21 protein-coding genes, 1 tRNA gene and 1 pseudogene are annotated in these 19,617 nt (G+C 66.4%); 8 read left to right on the plus strand and 15 right to left on the minus strand.

All coding sequences use genetic code 11. From position 1 onward, the window contains the following. Positions 1 to 2 precede the first annotated feature (2 nt). The gene (locus ASPU41_RS01360; RefSeq protein WP_069952397.1) at positions 3 to 1,067 is read right to left on the minus strand and encodes a hypothetical protein; all 1,065 of its coding nucleotides are present in this window, start codon (positions 1,065 to 1,067) and stop codon (positions 3 to 5) included. A 119-nt stretch (positions 1,068 to 1,186) separates the two neighbouring features. Continuing rightward, positions 1,187 to 1,714 (minus strand): hypothetical protein, encoded by a 528-nt coding sequence (locus ASPU41_RS01365; protein ID WP_069949385.1) that lies wholly within the window; start codon positions 1,712 to 1,714, stop codon positions 1,187 to 1,189. Positions 1,715 to 2,097: 383 nt separating this feature from the next. Here ASPU41_RS01365 and ASPU41_RS01370 point away from each other — a divergent pair, with 383 nt between their 5' ends. After that, positions 2,098 to 3,213, plus strand: coding sequence for an EAL domain-containing protein (locus tag ASPU41_RS01370; protein WP_069949386.1), 1,116 nt, complete (start codon positions 2,098 to 2,100; stop codon positions 3,211 to 3,213). A 106-nt stretch (positions 3,214 to 3,319) separates the two neighbouring features. Here ASPU41_RS01370 and ASPU41_RS01375 read toward each other — a convergent pair whose 3' ends face one another. Then, positions 3,320 to 5,623 carry a putative bifunctional diguanylate cyclase/phosphodiesterase gene (locus ASPU41_RS01375; protein ID WP_231941132.1) on the minus strand — a complete coding sequence of 768 codons (2,304 nt, stop codon included), beginning with the start codon at positions 5,621 to 5,623 and terminating at the stop codon, positions 3,320 to 3,322. A gap of 321 nt (positions 5,624 to 5,944) precedes the next feature. Between ASPU41_RS01375 and ASPU41_RS01380 the strand changes: the two genes are divergently transcribed. From ASPU41_RS01380 to ASPU41_RS23930, 3 genes and pseudogenes are all read left to right on the plus strand, one after another. Then, the gene (locus ASPU41_RS01380; protein WP_069949387.1) at positions 5,945 to 6,688 is read left to right on the plus strand and encodes a GAF and ANTAR domain-containing protein; all 744 of its coding nucleotides are present in this window, start codon (positions 5,945 to 5,947) and stop codon (positions 6,686 to 6,688) included. 419 nt (positions 6,689 to 7,107) lie between these two features. After that, the gene (locus ASPU41_RS23925) at positions 7,108 to 7,251 is read left to right on the plus strand and encodes an AAA family ATPase (RefSeq protein WP_442856226.1); all 144 of its coding nucleotides are present in this window, start codon (positions 7,108 to 7,110) and stop codon (positions 7,249 to 7,251) included. Then, positions 7,236 to 7,620 (plus strand): annotated as a pseudogene (locus tag ASPU41_RS23930) (AAA family ATPase); the annotation flags it as partial. The gene ASPU41_RS23925 and the pseudogene ASPU41_RS23930, both read left to right, overlap by 16 nt. Before the next feature lie 38 nt (positions 7,621 to 7,658). Here the strand turns inward: ASPU41_RS23930 and ASPU41_RS23935 are convergent. From ASPU41_RS23935 to ASPU41_RS01395, 4 genes are all read right to left on the minus strand, one after another. Beyond that, complete coding sequence (locus tag ASPU41_RS23935; RefSeq protein ID WP_442856227.1) at positions 7,659 to 7,910, minus strand: hypothetical protein; 252 nt, start codon at positions 7,908 to 7,910, stop codon at positions 7,659 to 7,661. A 465-nt stretch (positions 7,911 to 8,375) separates the two neighbouring features. Next, on the minus strand, positions 8,376 to 8,600 hold the full coding sequence (locus ASPU41_RS23940) for a hypothetical protein (RefSeq protein WP_442856228.1): 225 nt from the start codon (positions 8,598 to 8,600) through the stop codon (positions 8,376 to 8,378). Positions 8,601 to 8,658: 58 nt separating this feature from the next. Beyond that, a complete protein-coding gene (locus ASPU41_RS01390) occupies positions 8,659 to 8,850 on the minus strand; it encodes a hypothetical protein (RefSeq protein ID WP_069949389.1) in 192 nt (63 codons plus the stop codon). Continuing rightward, positions 8,847 to 9,227 (minus strand): ArsR/SmtB family transcription factor, encoded by a 381-nt coding sequence (locus tag ASPU41_RS01395; protein ID WP_069949390.1) that lies wholly within the window; start codon positions 9,225 to 9,227, stop codon positions 8,847 to 8,849. The genes ASPU41_RS01390 and ASPU41_RS01395 overlap by 4 nt, the downstream gene beginning before the upstream one ends. 68 nt (positions 9,228 to 9,295) lie before the next feature. On the opposite strand from ASPU41_RS01395, the gene ASPU41_RS01400 reads away from it, so the two are divergent. Beyond that, a complete protein-coding gene (locus ASPU41_RS01400; protein ID WP_069949391.1) occupies positions 9,296 to 10,033 on the plus strand; it encodes a tyrosine-type recombinase/integrase in 738 nt (245 codons plus the stop codon). Between the two features lie 52 nt (positions 10,034 to 10,085). Here ASPU41_RS01400 and ASPU41_RS01405 read toward each other — a convergent pair. Both ASPU41_RS01405 and ASPU41_RS01410 read right to left on the minus strand, forming a co-directional pair. Next, a tRNA-Tyr gene (locus ASPU41_RS01405) sits at positions 10,086 to 10,167 on the minus strand. A 150-nt stretch (positions 10,168 to 10,317) separates the two neighbouring features. Further along, positions 10,318 to 10,572: a hypothetical protein gene (locus tag ASPU41_RS01410; protein ID WP_069949392.1), complete on the minus strand. Its 255-nt coding sequence runs from the start codon at positions 10,570 to 10,572 to the stop codon at positions 10,318 to 10,320. 201 nt (positions 10,573 to 10,773) lie between these two features. Between ASPU41_RS01410 and ASPU41_RS01415 the strand changes: the two genes are divergently transcribed. After that, positions 10,774 to 11,265, plus strand: coding sequence for a YajQ family cyclic di-GMP-binding protein (locus ASPU41_RS01415; RefSeq protein WP_069949393.1), 492 nt, complete (start codon positions 10,774 to 10,776; stop codon positions 11,263 to 11,265). Positions 11,266 to 11,607: 342 nt separating this feature from the next. Here ASPU41_RS01415 and htpX read toward each other — a convergent pair whose 3' ends face one another. Both htpX and ASPU41_RS01425 read right to left on the minus strand, forming a co-directional pair. Continuing rightward, on the minus strand, positions 11,608 to 12,477 hold the full coding sequence (gene htpX, locus ASPU41_RS01420) for a zinc metalloprotease HtpX (protein ID WP_069949394.1): 870 nt from the start codon (positions 12,475 to 12,477) through the stop codon (positions 11,608 to 11,610). A 51-nt stretch (positions 12,478 to 12,528) separates the two neighbouring features. Then, the gene (locus tag ASPU41_RS01425) at positions 12,529 to 13,800 is read right to left on the minus strand and encodes an MFS transporter (protein WP_069949395.1); all 1,272 of its coding nucleotides are present in this window, start codon (positions 13,798 to 13,800) and stop codon (positions 12,529 to 12,531) included. 177 nt (positions 13,801 to 13,977) lie between these two features. Here ASPU41_RS01425 and ASPU41_RS01430 point away from each other — a divergent pair, with 177 nt between their 5' ends. Both ASPU41_RS01430 and ASPU41_RS01435 read left to right on the plus strand, forming a co-directional pair. Further along, a complete protein-coding gene (locus tag ASPU41_RS01430; protein WP_069949396.1) occupies positions 13,978 to 14,469 on the plus strand; it encodes a Fur family transcriptional regulator in 492 nt (163 codons plus the stop codon). After that, positions 14,469 to 15,980: a catalase gene (locus ASPU41_RS01435; RefSeq protein ID WP_069949397.1), complete on the plus strand. Its 1,512-nt coding sequence runs from the start codon at positions 14,469 to 14,471 to the stop codon at positions 15,978 to 15,980. Before ASPU41_RS01430 ends, ASPU41_RS01435 begins: the two co-directional genes overlap by 1 nt. 72 nt (positions 15,981 to 16,052) lie before the next feature. Here the strand turns inward: ASPU41_RS01435 and ASPU41_RS01440 are convergent, their stop codons facing one another. Genes ASPU41_RS01440 through ASPU41_RS01455 form a run of 4 tightly spaced genes read right to left on the minus strand, consistent with a single transcriptional unit; the run spans position 16,053 to position 19,513 of the window. Next, on the minus strand, positions 16,053 to 16,928 hold the full coding sequence (locus tag ASPU41_RS01440) for an ABC transporter ATP-binding protein (protein WP_069949398.1): 876 nt from the start codon (positions 16,926 to 16,928) through the stop codon (positions 16,053 to 16,055). Then, on the minus strand, positions 16,918 to 17,691 hold the full coding sequence (locus ASPU41_RS01445) for an ABC transporter permease (RefSeq protein ID WP_069949399.1): 774 nt from the start codon (positions 17,689 to 17,691) through the stop codon (positions 16,918 to 16,920). The genes ASPU41_RS01440 and ASPU41_RS01445 overlap by 11 nt, the downstream gene beginning before the upstream one ends. After that, the gene (locus ASPU41_RS01450) at positions 17,688 to 18,530 is read right to left on the minus strand and encodes an ABC transporter permease (RefSeq protein WP_069949400.1); all 843 of its coding nucleotides are present in this window, start codon (positions 18,528 to 18,530) and stop codon (positions 17,688 to 17,690) included. Before ASPU41_RS01450 ends, ASPU41_RS01445 begins: the two co-directional genes overlap by 4 nt. Further along, positions 18,527 to 19,513: an ABC transporter substrate-binding protein gene (locus tag ASPU41_RS01455; RefSeq protein ID WP_069949401.1), complete on the minus strand. Its 987-nt coding sequence runs from the start codon at positions 19,511 to 19,513 to the stop codon at positions 18,527 to 18,529. The genes ASPU41_RS01450 and ASPU41_RS01455 overlap by 4 nt, the downstream gene beginning before the upstream one ends. Positions 19,514 to 19,617: the final 104 nt, after the last annotated feature.

Raw genomic sequence — 19,617 nt, forward strand, 5'->3', positions numbered from 1 at the left:
ATTCATTCCCTGACACTCGCGTGTTCGCGCTGGGAGCGTCGGGTCCCGGGTACGGCGGCCGCGGCGCGGTTCCGTCGGCGAAGGCGCCGCATGAACACAACTGCTGCGGCCGCGGCCATGAGCAGGACGGCAGCGGTCGCGGCCAGCGGCAGCCACGGGAAACCGTCCTCGGGTGTCGCGGCGACGGTCGGACCGGGGCCGGTGTCAGGGAAGGTGACCGTTGCGGACGCCGTCCGCTCCAGCAGACCGCTCGTTAGCTTGATGTGGGCCGTCCAAGGCCCGTTGGGGAGTACGGCGGGGGTGGTAAAGGTGACGGTCTGGGCGTTGCCCGGGGCGAGGGTTGTCGCCTTCTGCACGTTGAAGGGGCCAGCGGAGAGGCCGCCGGGGCCACCTGTCAGGCTGAGCCCGCCGGTGATGTCGAGTGCGCGTCCGCCCGTGTTCGTGACAACGGCGCTCAGCACAGGGTTGCCGTCATTGCCGCGGCCGGCGGTGACGGAATCAATGGCAAAATCGGCCGGTTTGCCGTTGCCCGGTCCCACAGAGAGGTAGATGCGGATGCCGACCCGGTTGGCCTGCACGACGCCGCCCTTGTCCGCGGGGCTCCGTACTTCGGCCCAGATGGCGCCGTACTGCTCACCTTCAGCCGCGTCGGACGGGACCGTGATCGTCACCAGGATTTCGGCGGCGGCACCGGCTGGCAGATCAACCTGGGGCCGGGCGACCTGGGTCCAGGTGGTGAGGTCGCTTTTAACCGTCTCGTCATCGCCGATGAAGGCGCCGGCCTCGATGTGCGCGGCGCCCTGATAGACGCGGATGGACTGCGCGGATCCGGTATTGTTCTCGACCCGGACCCGGCGCTTGATCTCGGTACCGGGTGCGAGCCTGTCAACAATGTAGGTCCGCGCCCGCGGGTCGTTCTGGGTGCCGGCGGGGATGTCCAGCAGCCGAATTCCGACCCCGGCCGGCTGCGACGGAGGCGGAGCCGGGGTCGTCGCGCGAGGGACGTCAGCCGCGACGGCTGCAGCCACCGGGGAGAAGGCGAGCAGGATCATCGCGATTAGAGTCATCAGGGAACGCAAGAAGTGCCTCTGCATGGTCGTGGGTGGTGCCGTTGCTGTCAACGTCGGGTTCCCGGGCGCTGGCGGTTTGCCGGACCGGGGAACCCGACGCTGATGCGTTGGAGCGCTTAGAGGAACGAGTGGGTCATCGTGGCAGTGTACGTGTCCGCCAGGGTGCCGGCCGGCGCGAGGATGCTCAGGCTGGCGTCCCAGGTGGCGGTGTTGTTGCCGGAGACTGCCGTCGCCGTCTGGACCGTTTTGGCGGTAGACAGGTCCACCTGCGTGGCCGGCGTGACCGTCGCGGTGCCGGTGACCGTCGGCGCGGCCGGGGTGTAGGTGGCTGCGGAGGCAGGGATGGTGCGGGCAGGGACGGCGGTACCTACAAAGCCGGTCAGGATGACCTGAGCCTGCCATCCGGTTACGCCTGCACGGTTGTCGGTGACCTGGACGGCCGTGAGGGGGACGGAGGTAGTGCCTCCTGGCGTCACGGTGCCGAGATTGGCAGTGCCGGGTGCGGAGACCGACAGAACACCAGGTTCAACCAGAACGGTGACCGTAGTGTCCGCCGTCGGGGCGGCAGTCGCCGGAAGGGCGATGGAGCCGACGAGGGCAGCCGAAACGGCAACGGCGAGAGAGACACGGGAGAGATTGCGCATGGTTTGAGACCTTTGCTGGAATCGAAAAGAGGTCCAGGAAGGGCACCTGGCCTGCCGCGGGAAATCACCCTTTCGGCAGGCCCCCACGGTCTACAGCCAAGCTACCCACGCCCATTGTGTTCGGAAACGAAACTGCGCCCATCCTGCTCAACACCTGCGTTAACTCCCGGATCAGGGTAAGGATCTTGCGCTACAGTCGACTGGAAATCGTCTTTCCGGGTTCTCTGACGACTTCATGAAGAACCGCCGACCGCCTCGTTGTACAGTGTGGTTCACGCCCCCGGTTTCCTGTCCCGCACCCGGCACCTCGCGGCCAGGAGAAGTAGTCGAGCGGCCAGGCCGGTTCCGGACTCAGTCGGAACCGGGGAACAAAGGAATAGCCAATGTCGATGGACCGATCCTCCGATCCGGAACGCACTGTTACCCCGCATCCTGCTGACCCGGGGGCGGCTGGTCCGGTGAGTGATGACGTGCCGGGCATCCGGAAGCAGGCGGCCGAGATTATCGATGCCGTTCTGTCCGGGTCTGCGCCCGAGCAGGCTTCCGCCCGTGATCAGCTGCGCGAACATCTGGCGGCCCATCCGGGCCGCCCGGACATTGCGCTGGTAGAGCACCTGACCGCGCTCAGGTCCCTGGGCACCTTCCCTCCAGTGAACCCGGAGGGCCCGGCACCGGTCCCTGTATCAGGGGCGTGGCCTCCGGCCGCTGAATGGTCCGTCCAGCCGGAAGAGAGTCTTAGCTCGAGGGTAGAGGCGGTCCTGAAAGACAGGATGCTGATAACAGCGTTCCAGCCGATACATGACCTCGCCAACGGCGGCGTTGTCGGGGCTGAGGCACTCACCCGGTTCGTCAGTACCGGGAGCGACGCCGCGGAGGACTGGTTCGCAGGAGCCCGGGACGTGCGGCTGGGAAGTGATCTTGAATTCGCGTCGCTGGAGTCCGCCCTTACCGCTGCAAAGGAGCTGCCGGAGAGCCTTTATGTGGCGCTGAAGCTGTCCCCGTCCACGTGTCTGGACCCGCTCCTGGCGGGGCTCCTGGAGCGATCGGGAATTCCTCCTGAGCGCATTGTCCTGGAACTCACTGAAGCCCTGACAAGCGAGCAGCCCGCTGCGATTGTCGCGGCGCTGGCGCCGCTGCGCCGTAACGGAGTCCGGCTCGCGGTTGACCATGCGGGCTCGTATTTCTCCTCGATCCGCCACATCAAGCACCTCCGGCCCGAGATCATCAAACTGGACCGCGCCCTCATTGCCGGAATCGATACCGACACCTTGCGCCATGCCCTCGGGGAGGCCCTGGTCGGGTTGGCCGAACAGATCGGTGCCGTGGCGATCGCCCAGGGAATCGAAACCTGTGCGGAACTGGCAGCTGTGACCGATCTTGGGATGGCCGCAGGGCAGGGCTATTTCCTGGGTCGTCCGACCACCCTCCGGGCAGACTGGAACGCCTGGAACGTCGCCGGACTCGATACCCTCTCCGTGATTGCGCCCGACCAGTCTTAACTACCTCCCGGGTCCTGGCAACAAATACCGGGGCGGACACCGGCGTCCGCCCCGGGGCGTCCCAAAGCCCCGCCCCGTCCCCGGGCCGTGGTGTTCGGTGTTTGTGTCAGCTGCCGATCGTGTCTTCGAATTCAACGTCAGGCGCCGGCTGGGGACTGGTGCCTTGGGTCAACAGCGCCTCGATCATCTGGGAGGGACCGGGCGGGGATAAATGGTATCCCTGTCCCATGCTGCACCCGAGGCCGCGGAGAAAGTGCAGCTGGTCGGGTTTTTCGATGCCTTCGGCGATGACGTCGAGGGAGAGTTTGTGGGCGAGGCCGAGGATACCTTCGAGCATGGCTGTGGCTGGTGCGTAGCCTTCCTGGGGGGTGAGGAAGGACCGGTCGATTTTGAGGATGTCCACGGGCAGCGCAGCGAGCGTGCTCAGGGAGGAGAAGCCTGTTCCGAAGTCGTCGATAGCGATGCGGACGCCTAAGGCTTTGAGTGTATTAAGGGCGCTGATACCGCCGTCAACGTTGCCCGCCAGGGCAGTTTCGGTGACTTCGAGGACCACTTTGTCTGCTTGGGTGGTGGGGTCGGAGAGGATGCGATTGATGGATGCCAGACTCTGTGGGTCTCGGAGCTGGAACGTGGAAAGGTTCACCGCGATCCAGAGGTCCTCGCAGCCGGGAAGGCATTGGCGCCAAGCGGTGGCTTGTTGGGTTGCGGTCTTCAGCACCCAGCAGCCGATGGCGTCGATGTCGCCGGTCTCTTCGGCCAGGGTGATGAACTCGGACGGGGGCAGAATCCCCAGGGTGGGGTGGTGCCAGCGCACGAGTGCTTCAGCGCCCACGATTGCCCCGGTGCGCAAGTTGGTGACGGGCTGGTATTCAACGCGGAGCTGCCCCGCGGGTGTGGCCGCGGGGAGGTCGGCTTTGAGGGCGGCCCGGTACGCCATGTGGTCATAGCCTTCGGCGTCAAAGAGCTGGTAGCGGCCTTTGCCGCCGTGTTTGGCCATATACATCGCGAAGTCCGCTTCCCGCAGCAAGGTGGAGGGGTCCTGCGTTCCGGGTCGCCTTTGGGCGGCCCCCATGCTCACGGTGACCATCAGTCGGTTTTCGCGGACGTGAAACGGTGCGCGCAGGGCCTCGTGGATCCGTGCAGCGACCGCGCCGGTCCCGGAGATACCCTCCTGGTCCGTGACCAGGACCGCGAACTCGTCCCCGCCGAGGCGGGCGACCAGGTCGTTCGGGCGCACGCAGCTCTTGAGCCGGGCAGTGAGCTGGATGAGTAGGGCATCGCCGCTGTCGTGGCCCAGGGAGTCGTTGACATTCTTGAAATCATCGACGTCGATGAATAACAGTCCCGCGTGGCGGGTCCGGAGGTCGTGGCCGGGTCCGAAAGCGCCGGCAAGGCGTTCGGTCAGCGCGGCGCGGTTGGCGAGTCCGGTGAGTGGATCGTGGTTGGCCCGGTGGGTGAGTTCCTCGTGGCTGTCGTGGACGGCGGCGGCCAGGGAGTTGAACGCCTGCGCGAGCTCGCCGAGTTCATCGCGGCGGACCACCTCGATGCGGTGGCGGTAATCGCCGGCGCGCAGCTTTGCGACGCCACGGCTCAGCCCTTCCAGAGGCTGCATAAGGTATTTGATCATCCGTCTGCGGAAGTACAGCACCGCGGCCGCGGTCAGGCTGAACAGCGCACTGCGTGCCACGATCACGAGCTGTTCGAGCCTTGCACTGGAGGCGATTCCAACGTCCAGGGCCTCCAGGGACGAACGCTCGATACCGGCCAGTTGCGTACGGATACGGGCACCCGCCGCGGCGAAGGAAGGAACGTCGGACAGGCGGTCCGCTCCGGCAGCCTGGACCTGGTCTTCCCACAAGCCATGGGCGGCCAAGTTATCCTGCCATGCCCGGCGGGCCACGACGACGTCTGCCCGCATGGTCATCCCGGTTGGAAGTACCATGGCAGCTTTCTCGAACAGGTCAGAAAGTTCCTGCTGCTGCTGGAGGTAGGAGGGCCGGTCCGAGGGTACGCCGGAGAGCAGAAGAAGTCCCGCCTGCTCGTGGGCATCGAGGGCGGCCCGCAGGCCGGCGATGATGTCCGCCTCGGCGTGGAGCCGTGAGGCTGCCGAATGCACCTCGTTCATGACTCCCCGGACACCGATGACGGTAGCCGCGGCCCCGAGCAGCACCGCGAGGAACATCAGCAGGAACGCCCAGGACCACTCACGTTGCAGCGTCCAGGTCCGGGCAGGAGCATCAGGAAGCGTTCCGGACGCAGTGGTGGCCGTTGAAGGGACGGCGGCGCTGATACTTGGAAAACGACAACCACAATCACAGGACAGGCCCGGATCGCGGCCGATAATGCTGCCATCCGGCTGCGCCCTGCGGCCGACTTCGAGTCTCTCTGCCGGGCTGTGCTTTGTCATCATCTGCCTCCGGGAAGGTGCAGGCACGCGCCGCACCGCCAATCTGGAGCGTAGCGGATCGGTTCCGGTATCCCCTCAAAAGTGACGACGTTACCTCCACAGCCCGGGCAGGTTCCCGGATCGATGGAGACGACGTGCCGGGACAGCGACACGGCGGACCTGACCGTGGGGCTGGAATGTCCGGTTCCGGAGTCACCCGTTTTGTCTCATCGGTTTCGGATTGTTACTGCGGCTCGCGGACAGGTGTCATCAGGATCTAAGCTTCTTCAGGTTTCCGGAACTGCCGGATACTCTCGGTCAGGGGGCCGGCCGGGAGGGGCTCGTATGGAACAGGGTGGGCCGCGGCTGCGTGGAGTGGTTGCTGAGGACCTCCAGGACCTGGTGCTGGACAGTGTGGACGTTCAGGAGTTCCTGCACATGCTCTCCCGGTACGCCGCGGAATTCCTGTCCACTGCGGGGCGGCCTGTCCTTTGCGGGGTCACCGTGACGAGGCCGAAGAAACCTTTGATGACGGCGGCGAGCGACCCCGAAGCGGTTGCGATGGATCAGATCCAGGACATGGCGGGGGACGGGCCGTGCCTGACCGCCGAGCAGGAGCTGCGGACCATCCACGTTCAGGACCTGGCCTCCGACAAGCAGTGGCCGGTGTTCTCGCTGGCGGCCGCCGAGCGGGGTTACCGGTCGATTCTGGCAGTGCCGGTCGAGCTGGACGACCAGACACGGGCCGCACTGATCTTCTACGCTGAGGCCCCGGCGGCGTTCACCACGGATAACATCACGCAGGCGGAAAACATTGCCCGACAGGCATCGAAGGCGCTGCGGCTTGCCCTGAGGATCGGCCGTCTTCTCGAGGCCCGGGACGACCTGGTCGCCGCGATGGAGTCCCGTACCGTCATCGACATGGCCATCGGGGCGATCATGGCGCAAAACCGGTGCTCACCCGGGAAGGCTTTTGCGTTTCTCAGGGATGCGTCCAATACCCGCAACACCAAGCTGAGGGACGTCGCGAAGTACGTGATCGTTTCTATCGACGGAACAGCCGACGTCCAGGCACATTTCGAGGAGTAAACCTCTGCCCGAGCCACTGCAGGATACGGGAATTGTTGATTTACGGGGCACTGGACCCTTACCGGCGCAGCGGGGCGCCAGATAGCAATGGAGATACCGCGGCGGTTTACCCGAACTGGGTCGGGGAACGCCGTGGCGGTGGGGTCCGGGCGTGGCGTTGAGACCCGCCCGGGCCCGACCGAGACAGCGATAGGCGGTGGGTCCAACAGGAGATCATCGGGCAGGGCCGGCAGGCCATCCAGCTGCTCTCGGGTTACCAGGGCAAGGAAACCACCGGCGCCCGCGTTGGCCCGGGCCAGGCCGAAGGCACTCCTGCCGGTTCCGTCGTCCTGGACCAGTTCGGCCGCAACCTGACCCAGGCTGCCCGGGAGAACAAGCTGGACCCCGTCATTGGCCGCGAGTCCGAAATGGAACGCGTCATGCAGGTGCTTTCCCGGCGCACCAAGAACAACCCCCTGCTGATCGGCGAGCCCGGTGTCGGCAAGACCGCCGTCGTCGAGGGCCTTGCCCAGGCGATTGTCCGCGGAGAGGTCCCGGAAACCATCAAGAAGACGGCCGGCTGACCGACTCCCAGGGCCGGGTGGTGGACTTCAAGAACACCGTGATCATCATGACCACCAACCTCGGCACCCGGGACATCTCCAAGAGCGTTGCCACCGGCTTCCAGTCCGGCACGGACACGCAGACCGGCTACAACCGGATGCGGGCCCGCGTCACGGAGGAGCTCAAGCAGCACTTCCGCCCCGAGTTCCTGAACCGTGTTGACGACGTTGTGGTCTTCCCGCAGCTGACCCAGGACGAGATCATCGAGATCGTGGACATGTTCGTCGGGCGGCTGGAAAAGCGCCTCAGGGACAAGGACATGGGCATCGAGCTCACGCCCGCGGCCAAGATTCTGCTGGCAACCCGCGGCTACGACCCCGCCACGCCCTGCCGGCAGCGGGCTGACAGCCGGAACAGGAGACTGCGCTCAGAGACGGCGGGCATCACCGTTGTTGGTTGCGTGCGGACCGGCCGCGAGGGCCGGGGCGTGCCGGCGGACAGCGTCGAAGAGTTCTGCGACATTCATTCCGCCGGTGGCCGCCGCAGTGACCGGAGGAACCCCGGCTGCCATGGCGCGGCACATCGCCTCGACGAGCGCGGCGCGGGCCTGGTCGGCCCGCATTTCGATCAATTCCACTTCGCCGGCGGCGACATGGACGGCAGTGAGGCGTTTTTCCAAGAATTCCTCCGGATGTGTTGGTCAAGTCAAATGCGCCCGCCGGGCAGGGTCACTCGCGCGGGTTCCGGGAGCCACGCTGCTTACTCCTATGTCGGTGGGGGTGCGGGAGGTGGGACCCGGGTGATGACGGGGCCGGCGCGAGCCGGGCTGCAGGCCAGGACCACGCAGTCCAACGCGGGGCGGCGGGCGCCGGGGACGGGCCGTGACCGGGTGTCTGCTGAGTGGACCTGCAGGCCGGCCTGCCGTGCCCACGAGGCGACCTCGGTGCTGTCGTGCAGCACCGAGGTCTCACACGTTCCGGACATGCCTTCCCGAGGGTCAGCCGGGTCGTGGCCGGCGAGCTTGCCGGCGCCCAGCCACGGTCATTGCCGGTGTACCAGCGGTTCCAGGCTTCCGCGGTCGAGGGGTACCCGGTCCCTCCGGGCCCGGATTGCCTCCATGCAGGCAGTGCCATGCCGCCCATGCTCATGGCCGGTTCCTGTCCGGGCGCAGCGCAGCTGCCTCCGCGGGCCGGCCGGGTGGGCCGTTGCGGTGCGGGAAGGCGACGGCCCCGCCGGCGGGGACGACGGCGGAGGGTCCGGTCAGTACCGCCGCGGCCAGCCCGGCCGGGTTCGCGGGGGCCGCGGGAAGTGCCGGGACGTCGAACAGAAGGAGGGCCGCGCGTCCGAAAGTCGGTAAGTATTGCGGCACGGGCTCCCGGCCGGTCCGGGATTCCAGGGGCGCTGTTGGCGGCAGAGGATACTCCTGATCATTCATTGGACCGTGCGTGTGCCGGGGTGAGGGCCACGATCCTGCCGGGGGCGGGATTCTCCTCGACGTCACGCGTTTCATCCGGTGCGGGGTGTTCAGCGGCCCGGGCATGCGCGACGTGGTTGCGTGGCAGGTCCTCGTCATCCTTCCAGCCCGGCAGCAGGGCCCGTGCCGCGGTGAGGGCCTTCATCGTGAACTGCCGGCTGCCGCAGCCAGAGGGGATGTGGCGGCTGAATGTTCGAGCTGCTCACGGGTGGTGTGCAGAATGCTGTTCAGCAGCAGGCGTGCCACGGACAGCAGGTCAGCGACCTGCGGGTACGCCAGGGAATAGAACATCTGCAGCCCCCGGCGCTCCCCCCGGACCAGATGGTACCGGCGCAGCACGGACAGGTGCTGGGACAGATGCGAGGCCTCCAGGCCCGTGGCGGCGAGAAGATCCGTCACCGGCACCTCCGGGGCCTCACACAGGAGCTCCAGCACCCGGATCCGCACGGGATGCGCCAGTCCCTTAAAAAGGTTCGCCTTCACCTCATACAACGGTGCCCGGAAATCCGAGAATTCCTCCATGCCTGCCTTCCTGCCAGTGGCGCTGCACGCTGCTTGACTATTTGATAGTTACATCATCCAATATAACAGTGGCGGACGAGTCCAAGACTGCCGTGCAGGACTGGGTGTCGGGGCTGACGAAGGGCAGCGACGCTGAAAAACGCAAGCCCAAGAGCGCGACGATCGTCATCCCCGCCTACGGGATACTGGCGGCAGTCCTCGATGGTGCCGTGGATGACCGGAGGGTGCTGGTGAATCCGGCGCTCGGTCTCGTCCTCGCCTATTGCGGGCTGCGCCGGGGGGAAGCTGTCGGGCTTCGGGTGAAGGACCTGGATGCACTGAAACCGCGCCTCCAGGTCGTGGAGAACGCCGTTGAGGTCGGGTCGCGCGTCGAGGTCGGGACGCCGAAGAACCACAAACAGCGCCCGGTGCCGTTCCAAAAGTTCAGCAGCGTGCCGTTGGCGAGACAGTGCGAGGGCAAGGTGGGGGACGATTTGATCTTCACTGGCGTCGACGGCGGCTACCTTCGAAGCACTTGTGTGCAGGAGGACCGGGGCGGCTGGTTCTCCGGAGCCGTGAAGAAGTCGGGCGTGCCGAGAATCACGCCGCACGACCTCAGGCATTCCGCGGCGTCCTTCGCCGTTTCGGCCGGGGCGAACGTCAAAGCCGTCCAGCGGACGCTTGGACATTCCTCCGCCGCCATGACGCTGGACATCTACGCGGACTTGTTTGACGAGGATCTGGACGCTGTTGCCGACGCCTTGGATGCCGTTGTTTCACAGGTGAATGTTGCCAAAGCGTTGCCACGGGCGGTTGTGGGGGAATGACAAAGGCCCGCAATTCGCCTAGTTTCTAGGGAATTACGGGCCTTCGTTTGGGTGGCAGATGAGGGATTCGAACCCCCGTAGGCGTTGCCAGCTGATTTACAGTCAGCCCCCTTTGGCCGCTCGGGTAATCTGCCGAACTTCAAAAGAAGATCACTCGCGGCCACTCTGTTCAGAACGCCTGTTTCCAGTCCGTTCCGCTTCCAGTAACCGCGGGCAAGACAACTTTACAGAACTTCTGCTCAAGAATCGAATCGGCGCTTTGGAGCCCTAAAAAGCCCGGAAAGTCAGGCTTCCCCCAGGATGCGGCCGGCGAGTTTGGATTCGAACTTTGCAGCCTGCTCCTCCGTGATCTGGTTCAGCGCAATGGCACGTGCCAGATCGGCGTGGACGCCGTCCAGCCTCGACGAGGCTTCCGCGGCGGGGCTGAAGATGATTGAGGCCGCCAGCGTTGCGGCCGCCACCGACGTCGCGGCGGTGGCGAGACCGCCAGCGGCGGCTGCGGTGGAGCGGATGACATACCGGACGGCCTTGTGCTGCATAACCTGCGCCTTTCGAACGACTCTTCCAACTCCCGCAACTGTGCCACCCGAAACTTCGTTCCCGCCATGGCTCAGCTTTGAGCGCACTGTGAACGTGACAACGCCCCGCCGGCCTTCACATCAGGGGCATCCGTACTAGGCTGGATTGCAGACACCAAAGCCCTCACCGGGCACCCCCCCCCAACCATCAGGAGGACAGTCATGGCAGGCGAATCAACATTCGACGTCGTCAGCAAGGTCGACAAGCAGGAAGTCGCCAATGCGCTGCACCAGGCGCAGAAGGAACTGGTCCAGCGCTACGACTTCAAGGGCGTCGGTGCCGAGGTCGACTTCAGCGGCGAGACGATCCTCATGAAGGCCAACTCCGAGGAGCGCGTGCTCGCCGTCCTGGACGTGCTGCAGTCCAAGCTCATCCGCCGCGGCATTTCCTTGAAGTCCCTCGACACGGGCGAGCCCTACCCTTCCGGCAAGGAGTTCCGGCTCGAGGCCACCATCAAGGAGGGCATTGCGCAGGACCTGGCCAAGAAGATCACCAAGCTCATCCGCGACGAGGCCCCCAAATCCGTCAAGTCGCAGATCCAGGGCGACGAGCTCCGTGTGACCTCCAAGTCCCGCGACGACCTTCAGGAGACCATGAACCTGCTCAAGGGCTTCGACGAGGCCGACCTGCAGTTCGTGAACTTCCGCAGCTAGGCTCCCGTCCGCGCACTCCGGGGGCACATTGGCTCGGACACGCCGTCGGCTGAGGCGCCGTCGTCGAAATCGGGGCTCAAAGTGCCCCCGGAAGGACGCAACCCGGTCCGCGGGACGAGCGTGCACACAACAAAGCCGGCGGCCGACCCGGCACCAGGTACCCACCTCTCGCCTCAAGCACCGGCCGGTCTCCGGCACAACATCCCCCCGTTCACCGCGGGCGGGCCGCGCTCCGGGGGCACATTGGCTCGGACACGCCGTCGGCTGAGGCGCCGCCGTCGAAATCCGGGCTCAAAGTGCCCCCGGATGGGAGCACCCCGGTCGGCGTCGTGCGCCTGCGGGCTAGCCCAGCTGCCGCCCGGCCATCCGCTCCAGCCGGCCGATCCGCTCGCTCACCGGCGGGTGCGTCGAGAACATTTTCGCGACCCCGCCGCCGCGGAACGGATTGGCGATCATCAGATGCGAGGCGTTGACCAGCCGCTGGTCCTGCGGCAGCGGCGCCAGCTGCACACCCTGCTCGATCTTGCGCAGCGCGGAGGCTAGCGCCAGCGGGTCTCCGGTGAGCTTGGAGCCGTCCTCGTCGGCGTCGAACTCCCGGGTGCGGGAGATGGCCATCTGGATCAGCGAGGCAGCAAACGGTGCCAGCAGCGCCATGGCGATCGCGGCGAGCGGGTTGGCGCTGCGCCGGTCCCCGCCGCCGAAGAACAGCAGCATCTGCGCCACGGAGGTGATGACGCCGGCGACGGCGGCAGCCACCGAGGAGGTCAGGATGTCCCGGTTGTACACGTGCATCAGTTCGTGGCCGAGCACGCCGCGGAGTTCCCGGGCATCGAGCAGCCGGAGGATCCCTTCGGTGCAGCACACCGCGGCGTTCTGCGGGTTCCGGCCCGTCGCGAAGGCGTTCGGGGCCATCGTGGGTGAGAGGTAGATCCGCGGCATCGGCTGCTGTGCTGCGGCGGAGAGCTCCCGGACTATCCGGTGCAGCTCGGGCGCCTCGGCCTCCGTCACGGGATAGGCCTGCATGGCGCGGATGGCGATTTTGTCGCTGTTCCAGTAGCCGTAGGCAGTCGTGGCGACGCCGATCAGCGCCATGATCCAGATCGGCGCGGCACTGCGCATACTGGACCCCATCAGCGCGCCGAGGCCCAGCAGCACCGCCCACAGCACGCCAAAGAGGGCCGCGGTCTTCAGTCCGTTGTGATGCTTATGCACTGTTCCTCCTGAAGTCGTCCCGCTGGGGACTCACACCCGGAAAACGTCCCGCTACGGCACCGGGTTCCGCGCGTCGTATGTCAGGAAGCCCGACTGCCAGTGCGCCACGGCCCAGGCCACCGCGATGCACAACAGGCCGCCCAAAAGCAGGACCCAGCCTTCACTTAGAATTCTAGTCCCGCCGCCGGCGAGCATGTCCCCCACCCTTGGTCCGCCCGCCACCACCACAATGAACACGCCCTGCAGCCGGCCGCGCAGGTGGTCCGGCGCGGACGCCTGCAGGATGGTGGTCCGGAAAACGGCGCTGACGGAGTCGGCGATTCCGGCCAGCCCGCAGCACAGGGCTGCAGGCAGCAGCCACCAGGTCACGCCGCCGGCGCCCGAGTCCCCGGCGAGGACGACGACGAGGCCGAAGCCGGCAATCGAGGCGCCCCAGCCCATCACGGACCAGACGACGGCGGACCCCTGCCGCCGCACCGCCCCCAGCGGCCCGGAGAACAGTCCGGCCAGGAACGCGCCGACGGCGGTGGAGGCCAGCAGGATCCCCACCGTGGTTTCGCCGCCGCCGATCATCAGGGCGCCGATCGCGGGCAGCAGCGCCCGCGGCTGGGCCAGGATCATGGCGACGAGGTCGATGATGAAGGTCATCCGCAGGTTGGGGCGGGTGCCCAGGAAGCGGAAGCCCTCGACGACGGACCGCAGGCCCGCGGGCCGCGCATGTTCCCCCGGCGGCATGGCGGGCAGCTTCAACAGCGCCCACAGGGCGAAGGCGAACGTGGCGACGTCAATGGTGTAGGTCCAGGCGAAACCGACGGTGGCCACCAGCAGCCCGGCCAGCAGCGGCCCGGCCGTCAGGGTGAGCCCGAAGCTGATCATGCTCAGCGCGTTGGCAGCGGGCAGGAGCTCCTTGCGGACCAGCACCGGGATGATGGCGCTGCGGGCCGGCTGGTTGATCGCCTGCGCGCCGCTCTGCACCGCCACGAGGGCATACAGCAGCCAGATGTTCCCCAGCTGCAGCCAGGCCTGCAGGGCGAGGCAGGCGGTGGTCAGCCACAGCACCGAGGAGGCCAGCAGCGCCACCTTGCGCCGGTCATGGGCATCGGCGATCGAGCCGCCCAGCAGGCCGCCGAAAACCAGCGGGACCAGGGCAAAGATGCTCAGCAGCCCGACGTAGAGGCTGTCCTGGGTGAGCCGGTAGACCTCCAGGCTCACGGCGACAAGGGTCAGCTGGCTGCCCAGGGCCGCGACGGCTGATCCCAGCCACAGGCGGCGGAAGGCCGGACTCTCGCGCAAGGGCGTGATGTCCGCCAGATATTTCCCCACCCGGATACTCTAGTGGCGCCCGGTCGGCCGGCTGGCGAAGCCGATGTGCGACGCGCGGTCGACGCTCCCTGTCCCGGGCCGCGGGCGGTGTACGGGTCACCGTCCCGGGCCGGCGGGGGCGGCGAAATAAGTCGCGCCTTATTACGATCGATTCATAATAGGTGATTGAATAGGGGCATGACGGATCCGGCGGGCACCCACGAAGCATGGGCTGCGGCCCTGCGTGCCCACGGCCGCCGGGTGACCAAACAGCGGCTGGCCGTGCTCACCGCCGTCGAGCATCACCCGCATTCGCCCGCCGAGCACATCCTCGCCGCTGCCCGCCAGGACCTTCCCGAGCTGACCGCGCAGTCCGTCTACGTGGTCCTGGGCGACCTGACCGACCTGCAGATGCTGCGCCGCTTCGAACCCCCGCATTCCCCGGCCCTCTACGAGACGCGGGTGGGGGACAACCACCACCACGCCGTCTGCATCAGCTGCGGCCGGGTCGAGGACGTCGAATGCGCCGTCGGCCACGCGCCGTGCCTGACGCCGAGCTGGGACGAGAACTCCACACCGATGACCATCCAGATCGCCGACGTCCTGTACCAGGGCATCTGCCAGGATTGCCAGCGCACCCAAAAACTTCCCTCCACATCTGAAAAGCAATTAATCAACAAAGGAGAATGATGACTGCGAACCTTTCCGCGCCCATCTCGCATACCGCGACCACGACCCAGACCGGTGCCCCCGTCGCTTCCGACGAGCACTCGCTGACCACCGGCGCCGACGGCGCCACCGCGCTGCACGACCGCTACCTGGTCGAGAAGCTCGCACAGTTCAACCGCGAGCGGATCCCGGAGCGCATTGTGCACGCCAAGGGCGGCGGCGCGTTCGGTACCTTCACGGTGACCGGCGACGTTTCCCGCTACACCCGCGTGGCGGCCTTCCAGCCCGGCGCCCAGGTGGGCACGGCCATCCGTTTCTCCTCCGTGGCCGGCGAGCAGGGCTCCCCCGACACCTGGCGCGACGTCCGCGGTTTCGCAACCCGTTTCTACACCCCCGAGGGCAACCTGGACATCGTGGGCAACAACACCCCCGTGTTCTTCATCAAGGACGGCATTAAGTTCCCGGACTTCATCCACTCGCAGAAGCGCCTGCCGGGCTCCGGCCTGCGCGACGCCGACATGCAGTGGGACTTCTGGACCCTCTCCCCCGAGTCGGCCCACCAGGTCACCTACCTCATGGGTGACCGCGGCCTGCCGCGCTCCTGGCGCGAGATGCACGGCTTCTCCTCGCACACCTACCTGTGGACGAACGCCGAAGGCGCCCGCTTCTGGGTCAAGTACCACTTCCGCTCCAACCAGGGCGAGCACAACATCACCGGCGAGCAGGCCGAACAGCTGGCCGGCGCCGACGCCGACTACTACCGCCGCGACCTCTACGAGGCCATCGCCGAGGGCAACTTCCCGAGCTGGGACCTGCACGTCCAGGTCATGCCGTACGAGGACGCCAAGACGTACCGCTTCAACCCGTTCGACCTGACCAAGGTCTGGCCGCACGCGGACTACCCGCTGGTCGAGGTTGGCCGCTTCGAGCTGAACCGGAACCCGGAGAACTTCTTCGGCGAGATCGAACAGATCGCGCTGTCCCCCGCGAACGTCGTTCCGGGCCACGACATCTCCCCGGACAAGATGCTGACGGCACGGGTGTTCTCCTACCCGGACGCCCAGCGCTACCGCGTCGGCACCAACTACAACGAGCTGCCGGTCAACCGGCCGATCTCGCCGGTGAACAACTACTCGCAGGACGGCTCGCTGCGCCACGGCTACAAGCCGGCGACCGCCCCGGTCTACGCCCCGAATTCCTTCGGCGGACCCGTGGCCGACCCGGCCCGCGCGGCCGAGGGTTCCTGGGAGTTCGACGGCGCGCTGGTGCGCTCCGCCGCGACCCTGCACTCCGAGGACAGCGACTTCGGCCAGGCCGGCACGCTGTACCGCGATGTCTTTGACGAGGCCGCAAAGGCCCGCTTCCTCGACACCATCACCGGTGCCGTGGGCGGCGTGCAGAACCCCGCCATCAAGGAACGCGCCATCCAGTACTGGACCAACGTCGACGCCGAACTCGGCGCCAAGCTGCGGGCCAACCTGGGCGCGGCCGCGGCCGTCTCCGACGCCGAGGCAGCCAACAAGATCGGCTAGCCAGCTCCGCACGAACGGAAACAACCCGCCACGGATCATCCGTGGCGGGTTGTTTTTTCTGTGCGCTACCGCTCAGGCGACATCCGCGCCGGCGGCGGGTGCCGGCGTCGAGCCCGCTCCGGACGTTCCCGCAGCAGCCGGGCGGTGGCCCTTCTTGGCGAGCTGGATCTGCTCGTAGACGTGGTGGCGCAGTTCGGTGAAGCGCGGCAGGGACCGGGTCTCCAGCTGATCGCGCTCCTCGGGCAGGTCGATGGTGATGTCTTCCTGGACCACCGTCGGGGAGCTGGAGAGGATGATGACCCGCTCGCCGAGGTAGACGGATTCGTCGATGTCGTGGGTGACGAACAGGACGGTGATGCCCAGCTTCTTCCACACGGTGCGGATCAGGTCCTCCAGGTCCGCCCGGGTCTGGGCGTCCACGGCCGCGAACGGCTCATCCATCAGCAGGACCTCGGGCTGGTACGCGATGGCGCGGGCAATCGCCACGCGCTGCTGCATGCCGCCCGAGAGCTGCCAGGGGTAGGACCGCGGGACGTGGGACAGGCCCACGGCCTCCAGCGCCTCGTCCACGAGCTTGTCGCGTTCGGCCTTCGGGACGCCCTGGTTTTTCAGCGGCAGTTCCACGTTGTCGCGGACCCGCATCCAGGGGAACAGCGAGCGGCCGTATTCCTGGAACACCACGGCCATCTTCTTCGGCGGGCCCACCACGCGCTTGCCGTCCAGGAGCACTTCGCCCTCGGTCGGGGCCATCAGCCCGGAGATGCACTTGAGCAGTGTGGTCTTGCCGGAGCCGGAGGGCCCCACGAGGCAGGCGAGTTCCCCGGCGCGCAGGTCGAAGGTCAGGTTCCGCACGGCTTCCACGTCGCCGCCGTCGGTCTGGTAGACCTTCTTCAGCCCGCGGACGGAGAGCATCGCTTCCGGGGCCGCATGAGTTGAGTCAGGCTGCATTTTCTACCTCTTTCTGGCCGTGGTACCAGCGCAGGATATTCCGCTCGGCCCACTGGAAGATGAATGACATGCCCACACCCAGCAGGCCGAGCACGATAATGCCGGACCACATCTCCGGAATGGAGAAGGAACGCTGGAACTGGACGATGGTGAAGCCAAGCCCCGAGGACGAGGCGAACATTTCGGAAATCACCATCAGGATCAGACCCAGGGACATGGACTGGCGGACGCCGGCCATGATCTGGGGGCTGGCGGACGGCAGCACCAGGTACCGGACGCGGGCCCAGCCGTCGATGCCGTAGGTGTGGGTGGAGTCGGAAAGCACCGGGTCGACGGCGCGGACGCCCTCGATCGTGTTCAGCAGTACCGGCCAGACGCAGCCGGAGATGATCACCGCGATCTTCATGGAGTCGGTGATGCCCATCAGCAGGATCAGCACCGGCACCAGGACCGGCGGCGGGATGGCGCGGAAGAACTCCAGCGTCGGTTCCAGCAGTGACCGGAGCCAGCGGATCGATCCGATCAGGACGCCGCCGACGACGCCGATCACGATCGCGACGACGACGCCAACCACGAGCCGCCCGACGCTGGGCAGCACGTCCGTGAAGAAGCGCTCACTGAACCAGACCTTGCCGAACGTTTCGACCAGGCGGGCGGGCGTGGGGACGTAGAAGTTGACCGTCCCCAGGGTGGAGGCCCACCAGATCAGGACCAGGATCACGGGCAGACCCAGGATGTAGCCGATATTCTTCAGGGTCTTCATACGATCACCTCGGACCGGACCGACGAGTGCCAGGCCAGGGTCTTCTTTTCGATAAAGCGCATCAGCATATTGATCAGCACACCGATCAGGCCGGTGGCGAGCACCAGGGCGTACATGCCGGAGATGGCGCCGCCGGACTGGGCGAGGGCGATTTCCCGTCCCAATCCCGGGGAGCCGATCACGAGTTCGGCCGTGATGGCCAGGACCAGCGCCACCGCGCCGGCGAGCCGTACTCCGGTCATCAGGTAGGGCAGGGCGGTGGGAAAGACGACGTAGCGGATCCGGGCCATCGGGCCCAGGCCGTAGGTTTTGGCCGTGTTGTTGGCGACCATGTCGACGTCGGCCACGCCGTAGAGCACCTGGATCAGGATCTGCCAGAAGGAGGCGTACACGATCAGCAGCAGCGATGACTCGATCTTCACCCCGAAGAGCAGCACGGCCAGCGGAATCAGGGCGACCGACGGGATCGGGCGCAGGAATTCGACCGTGGAGTTGGTGGCCTTCCGCAGGAAGCTGCTGGAGCCGATGATGAAGCCCAGCAGCACGGCAGCCACCACGGCGATCAGCAGGCCCAGGAACCAGGCCTTCATGGTCTCGCCGACCGACACCCAGAAGGCGGTGAGCCCAAAGTCGAGCAGCAGGGCGGCAATGACCTCACTGGCGGGCGGCAGATAGCGTGCGTCGATGATGCCGAGCCGGGGAATAAGCTCCCAGGTGAGCAGGAACCCGAGGATCCCCGCGACGCCGAGCAGTTGTTTGGTTGGCATCTTGCGGGCCTGCCGGCGGGGCCGCTCCGCGCCGGGGGCGGCACCGCCGGAGGTCAGGGTCGTGGAACTCACGGGAGGAGTTCGTCTGCGTTCGGTGCTTTGGTGAGCGTGCCGTACTTGGCGGCAGCTTCGCCGAGGGTGTTGAACGCGTCCTTGTTGAATTCAACACGGTACTGCGGCAGCACGATCTTGGCCCGGGCGGCCTCGTCGATCTTGGTGTAGGTGCCCACGATGTCGCGGACCTCCTGCGGGTGCAGCTGCGCGTATTCGAGCGACTTGTTCATGGCGCGGGTGAACTTTTCGGTCAGCTCGGCCTTGCCCTTGATGGTGTCAGCCTTGGTGAAGTAGCCGGCGATGTCCAGTTCCGGGCTCATCTCGACGAAGTTCCAGGAAACGACCTTGCCGCCTTCGGCCACGGCCTTGGACAGGAAGGGCTCGAGGATCCACGCCGCGTCAACCTGCTTGTTGGCCAGGGCCGCCGGGGCGTCCGGGAAGGCCACCTCCACGAACTTCACGCTCTGCGGGTCGCCGCCGTCCTTTTCGACGACCGACTTGATGGTGGTGTCGCCGATGTTGGAGAGGTTGTTCACCGAGACCCTCTTGCCGGCGAGGTCCTTCGCGGACTGGATGTCCGACCCGGCCGGTACGACGACTCCGCCGATGTCCTTGCCGACTTCGCCGGTGGTGGAGGCACCATTGGCGACGAACTTCAGGTCAAGGCCCTTGTCCTTGGCGACCATGACCGAGATCAGGTTGGAGAAGGCAAAGTCGAAGCTGCCGCTGACGATGCCGGGGACGATTGCCGCGCCGCCGGTTGCGGTCTGGATGTCGAGCTGGAGTCCCTCTTCCTTGAAGAAGCCCTGCTTGTCACCGAGGTAGATGGGTGCGCAGTCGACGATCGGAATGACACCGACGCTGACCTTGGTCAGGTCCGAAGCTCTGCCGGCGGTGCCGGTGGCGGTCCCGCCTCCGGTGGAACTGGGCGAGCCGCTTCCGCAGGCCGACAGTCCCAGAACGGAGGCGGCTGCCAGGACGGCAATAAAACGACGTTTCATGTTCACTCCTATGTGCCCAATGGCGTGGGAGTGACAAGCCCCCAAGCCGCAAATGTTCGCTGTTCGAACAGACGTTCAAATTAAGTCTGTTCTAAACATAATGT

The organism is Arthrobacter sp. U41, from assembly GCF_001750145.1.
GTDB lineage: Bacteria > Actinomycetota > Actinomycetes > Actinomycetales > Micrococcaceae > Arthrobacter.

Bases quoted from the DNA above. Each gene is read 5' to 3' on its own strand.
- ASPU41_RS01395 (WP_069949390.1), bottom strand. From the start codon at position 9,227: ATGGAGGAATTCTCGGATTTCCGGGCACCGTTGTATGAGGTGAAGGCG.
- ASPU41_RS01415 (WP_069949393.1), top strand. From the start codon at position 10,774: ATGGCAGGCGAATCAACATTCGACGTCGTCAGCAAGGTCGACAAGCAG.
- ASPU41_RS01360 (WP_069952397.1), bottom strand. From the start codon at position 1,067: ATGACTCTAATCGCGATGATCCTGCTCGCCTTCTCCCCGGTGGCTGCA.
- ASPU41_RS23925 (WP_442856226.1), top strand. From the start codon at position 7,108: ATGCAGGTGCTTTCCCGGCGCACCAAGAACAACCCCCTGCTGATCGGC.
- ASPU41_RS01455 (WP_069949401.1), bottom strand. From the start codon at position 19,513: ATGAAACGTCGTTTTATTGCCGTCCTGGCAGCCGCCTCCGTTCTGGGA.
- ASPU41_RS01375 (WP_231941132.1), bottom strand. From the start codon at position 5,623: ATGATGACAAAGCACAGCCCGGCAGAGAGACTCGAAGTCGGCCGCAGG.
- ASPU41_RS01380 (WP_069949387.1), top strand. From the start codon at position 5,945: ATGGAACAGGGTGGGCCGCGGCTGCGTGGAGTGGTTGCTGAGGACCTC.
- ASPU41_RS01430 (WP_069949396.1), top strand. From the start codon at position 13,978: ATGACGGATCCGGCGGGCACCCACGAAGCATGGGCTGCGGCCCTGCGT.
- ASPU41_RS01440 (WP_069949398.1), bottom strand. From the start codon at position 16,928: ATGCAGCCTGACTCAACTCATGCGGCCCCGGAAGCGATGCTCTCCGTC.
- ASPU41_RS01390 (WP_069949389.1), bottom strand. From the start codon at position 8,850: ATGAAGGCCCTCACCGCGGCACGGGCCCTGCTGCCGGGCTGGAAGGAT.
- ASPU41_RS01365 (WP_069949385.1), bottom strand. From the start codon at position 1,714: ATGCGCAATCTCTCCCGTGTCTCTCTCGCCGTTGCCGTTTCGGCTGCC.
- ASPU41_RS01410 (WP_069949392.1), bottom strand. From the start codon at position 10,572: ATGCAGCACAAGGCCGTCCGGTATGTCATCCGCTCCACCGCAGCCGCC.
- ASPU41_RS01370 (WP_069949386.1), top strand. From the start codon at position 2,098: ATGTCGATGGACCGATCCTCCGATCCGGAACGCACTGTTACCCCGCAT.
- ASPU41_RS01445 (WP_069949399.1), bottom strand. From the start codon at position 17,691: ATGAAGACCCTGAAGAATATCGGCTACATCCTGGGTCTGCCCGTGATC.
- ASPU41_RS01435 (WP_069949397.1), top strand. From the start codon at position 14,469: ATGACTGCGAACCTTTCCGCGCCCATCTCGCATACCGCGACCACGACC.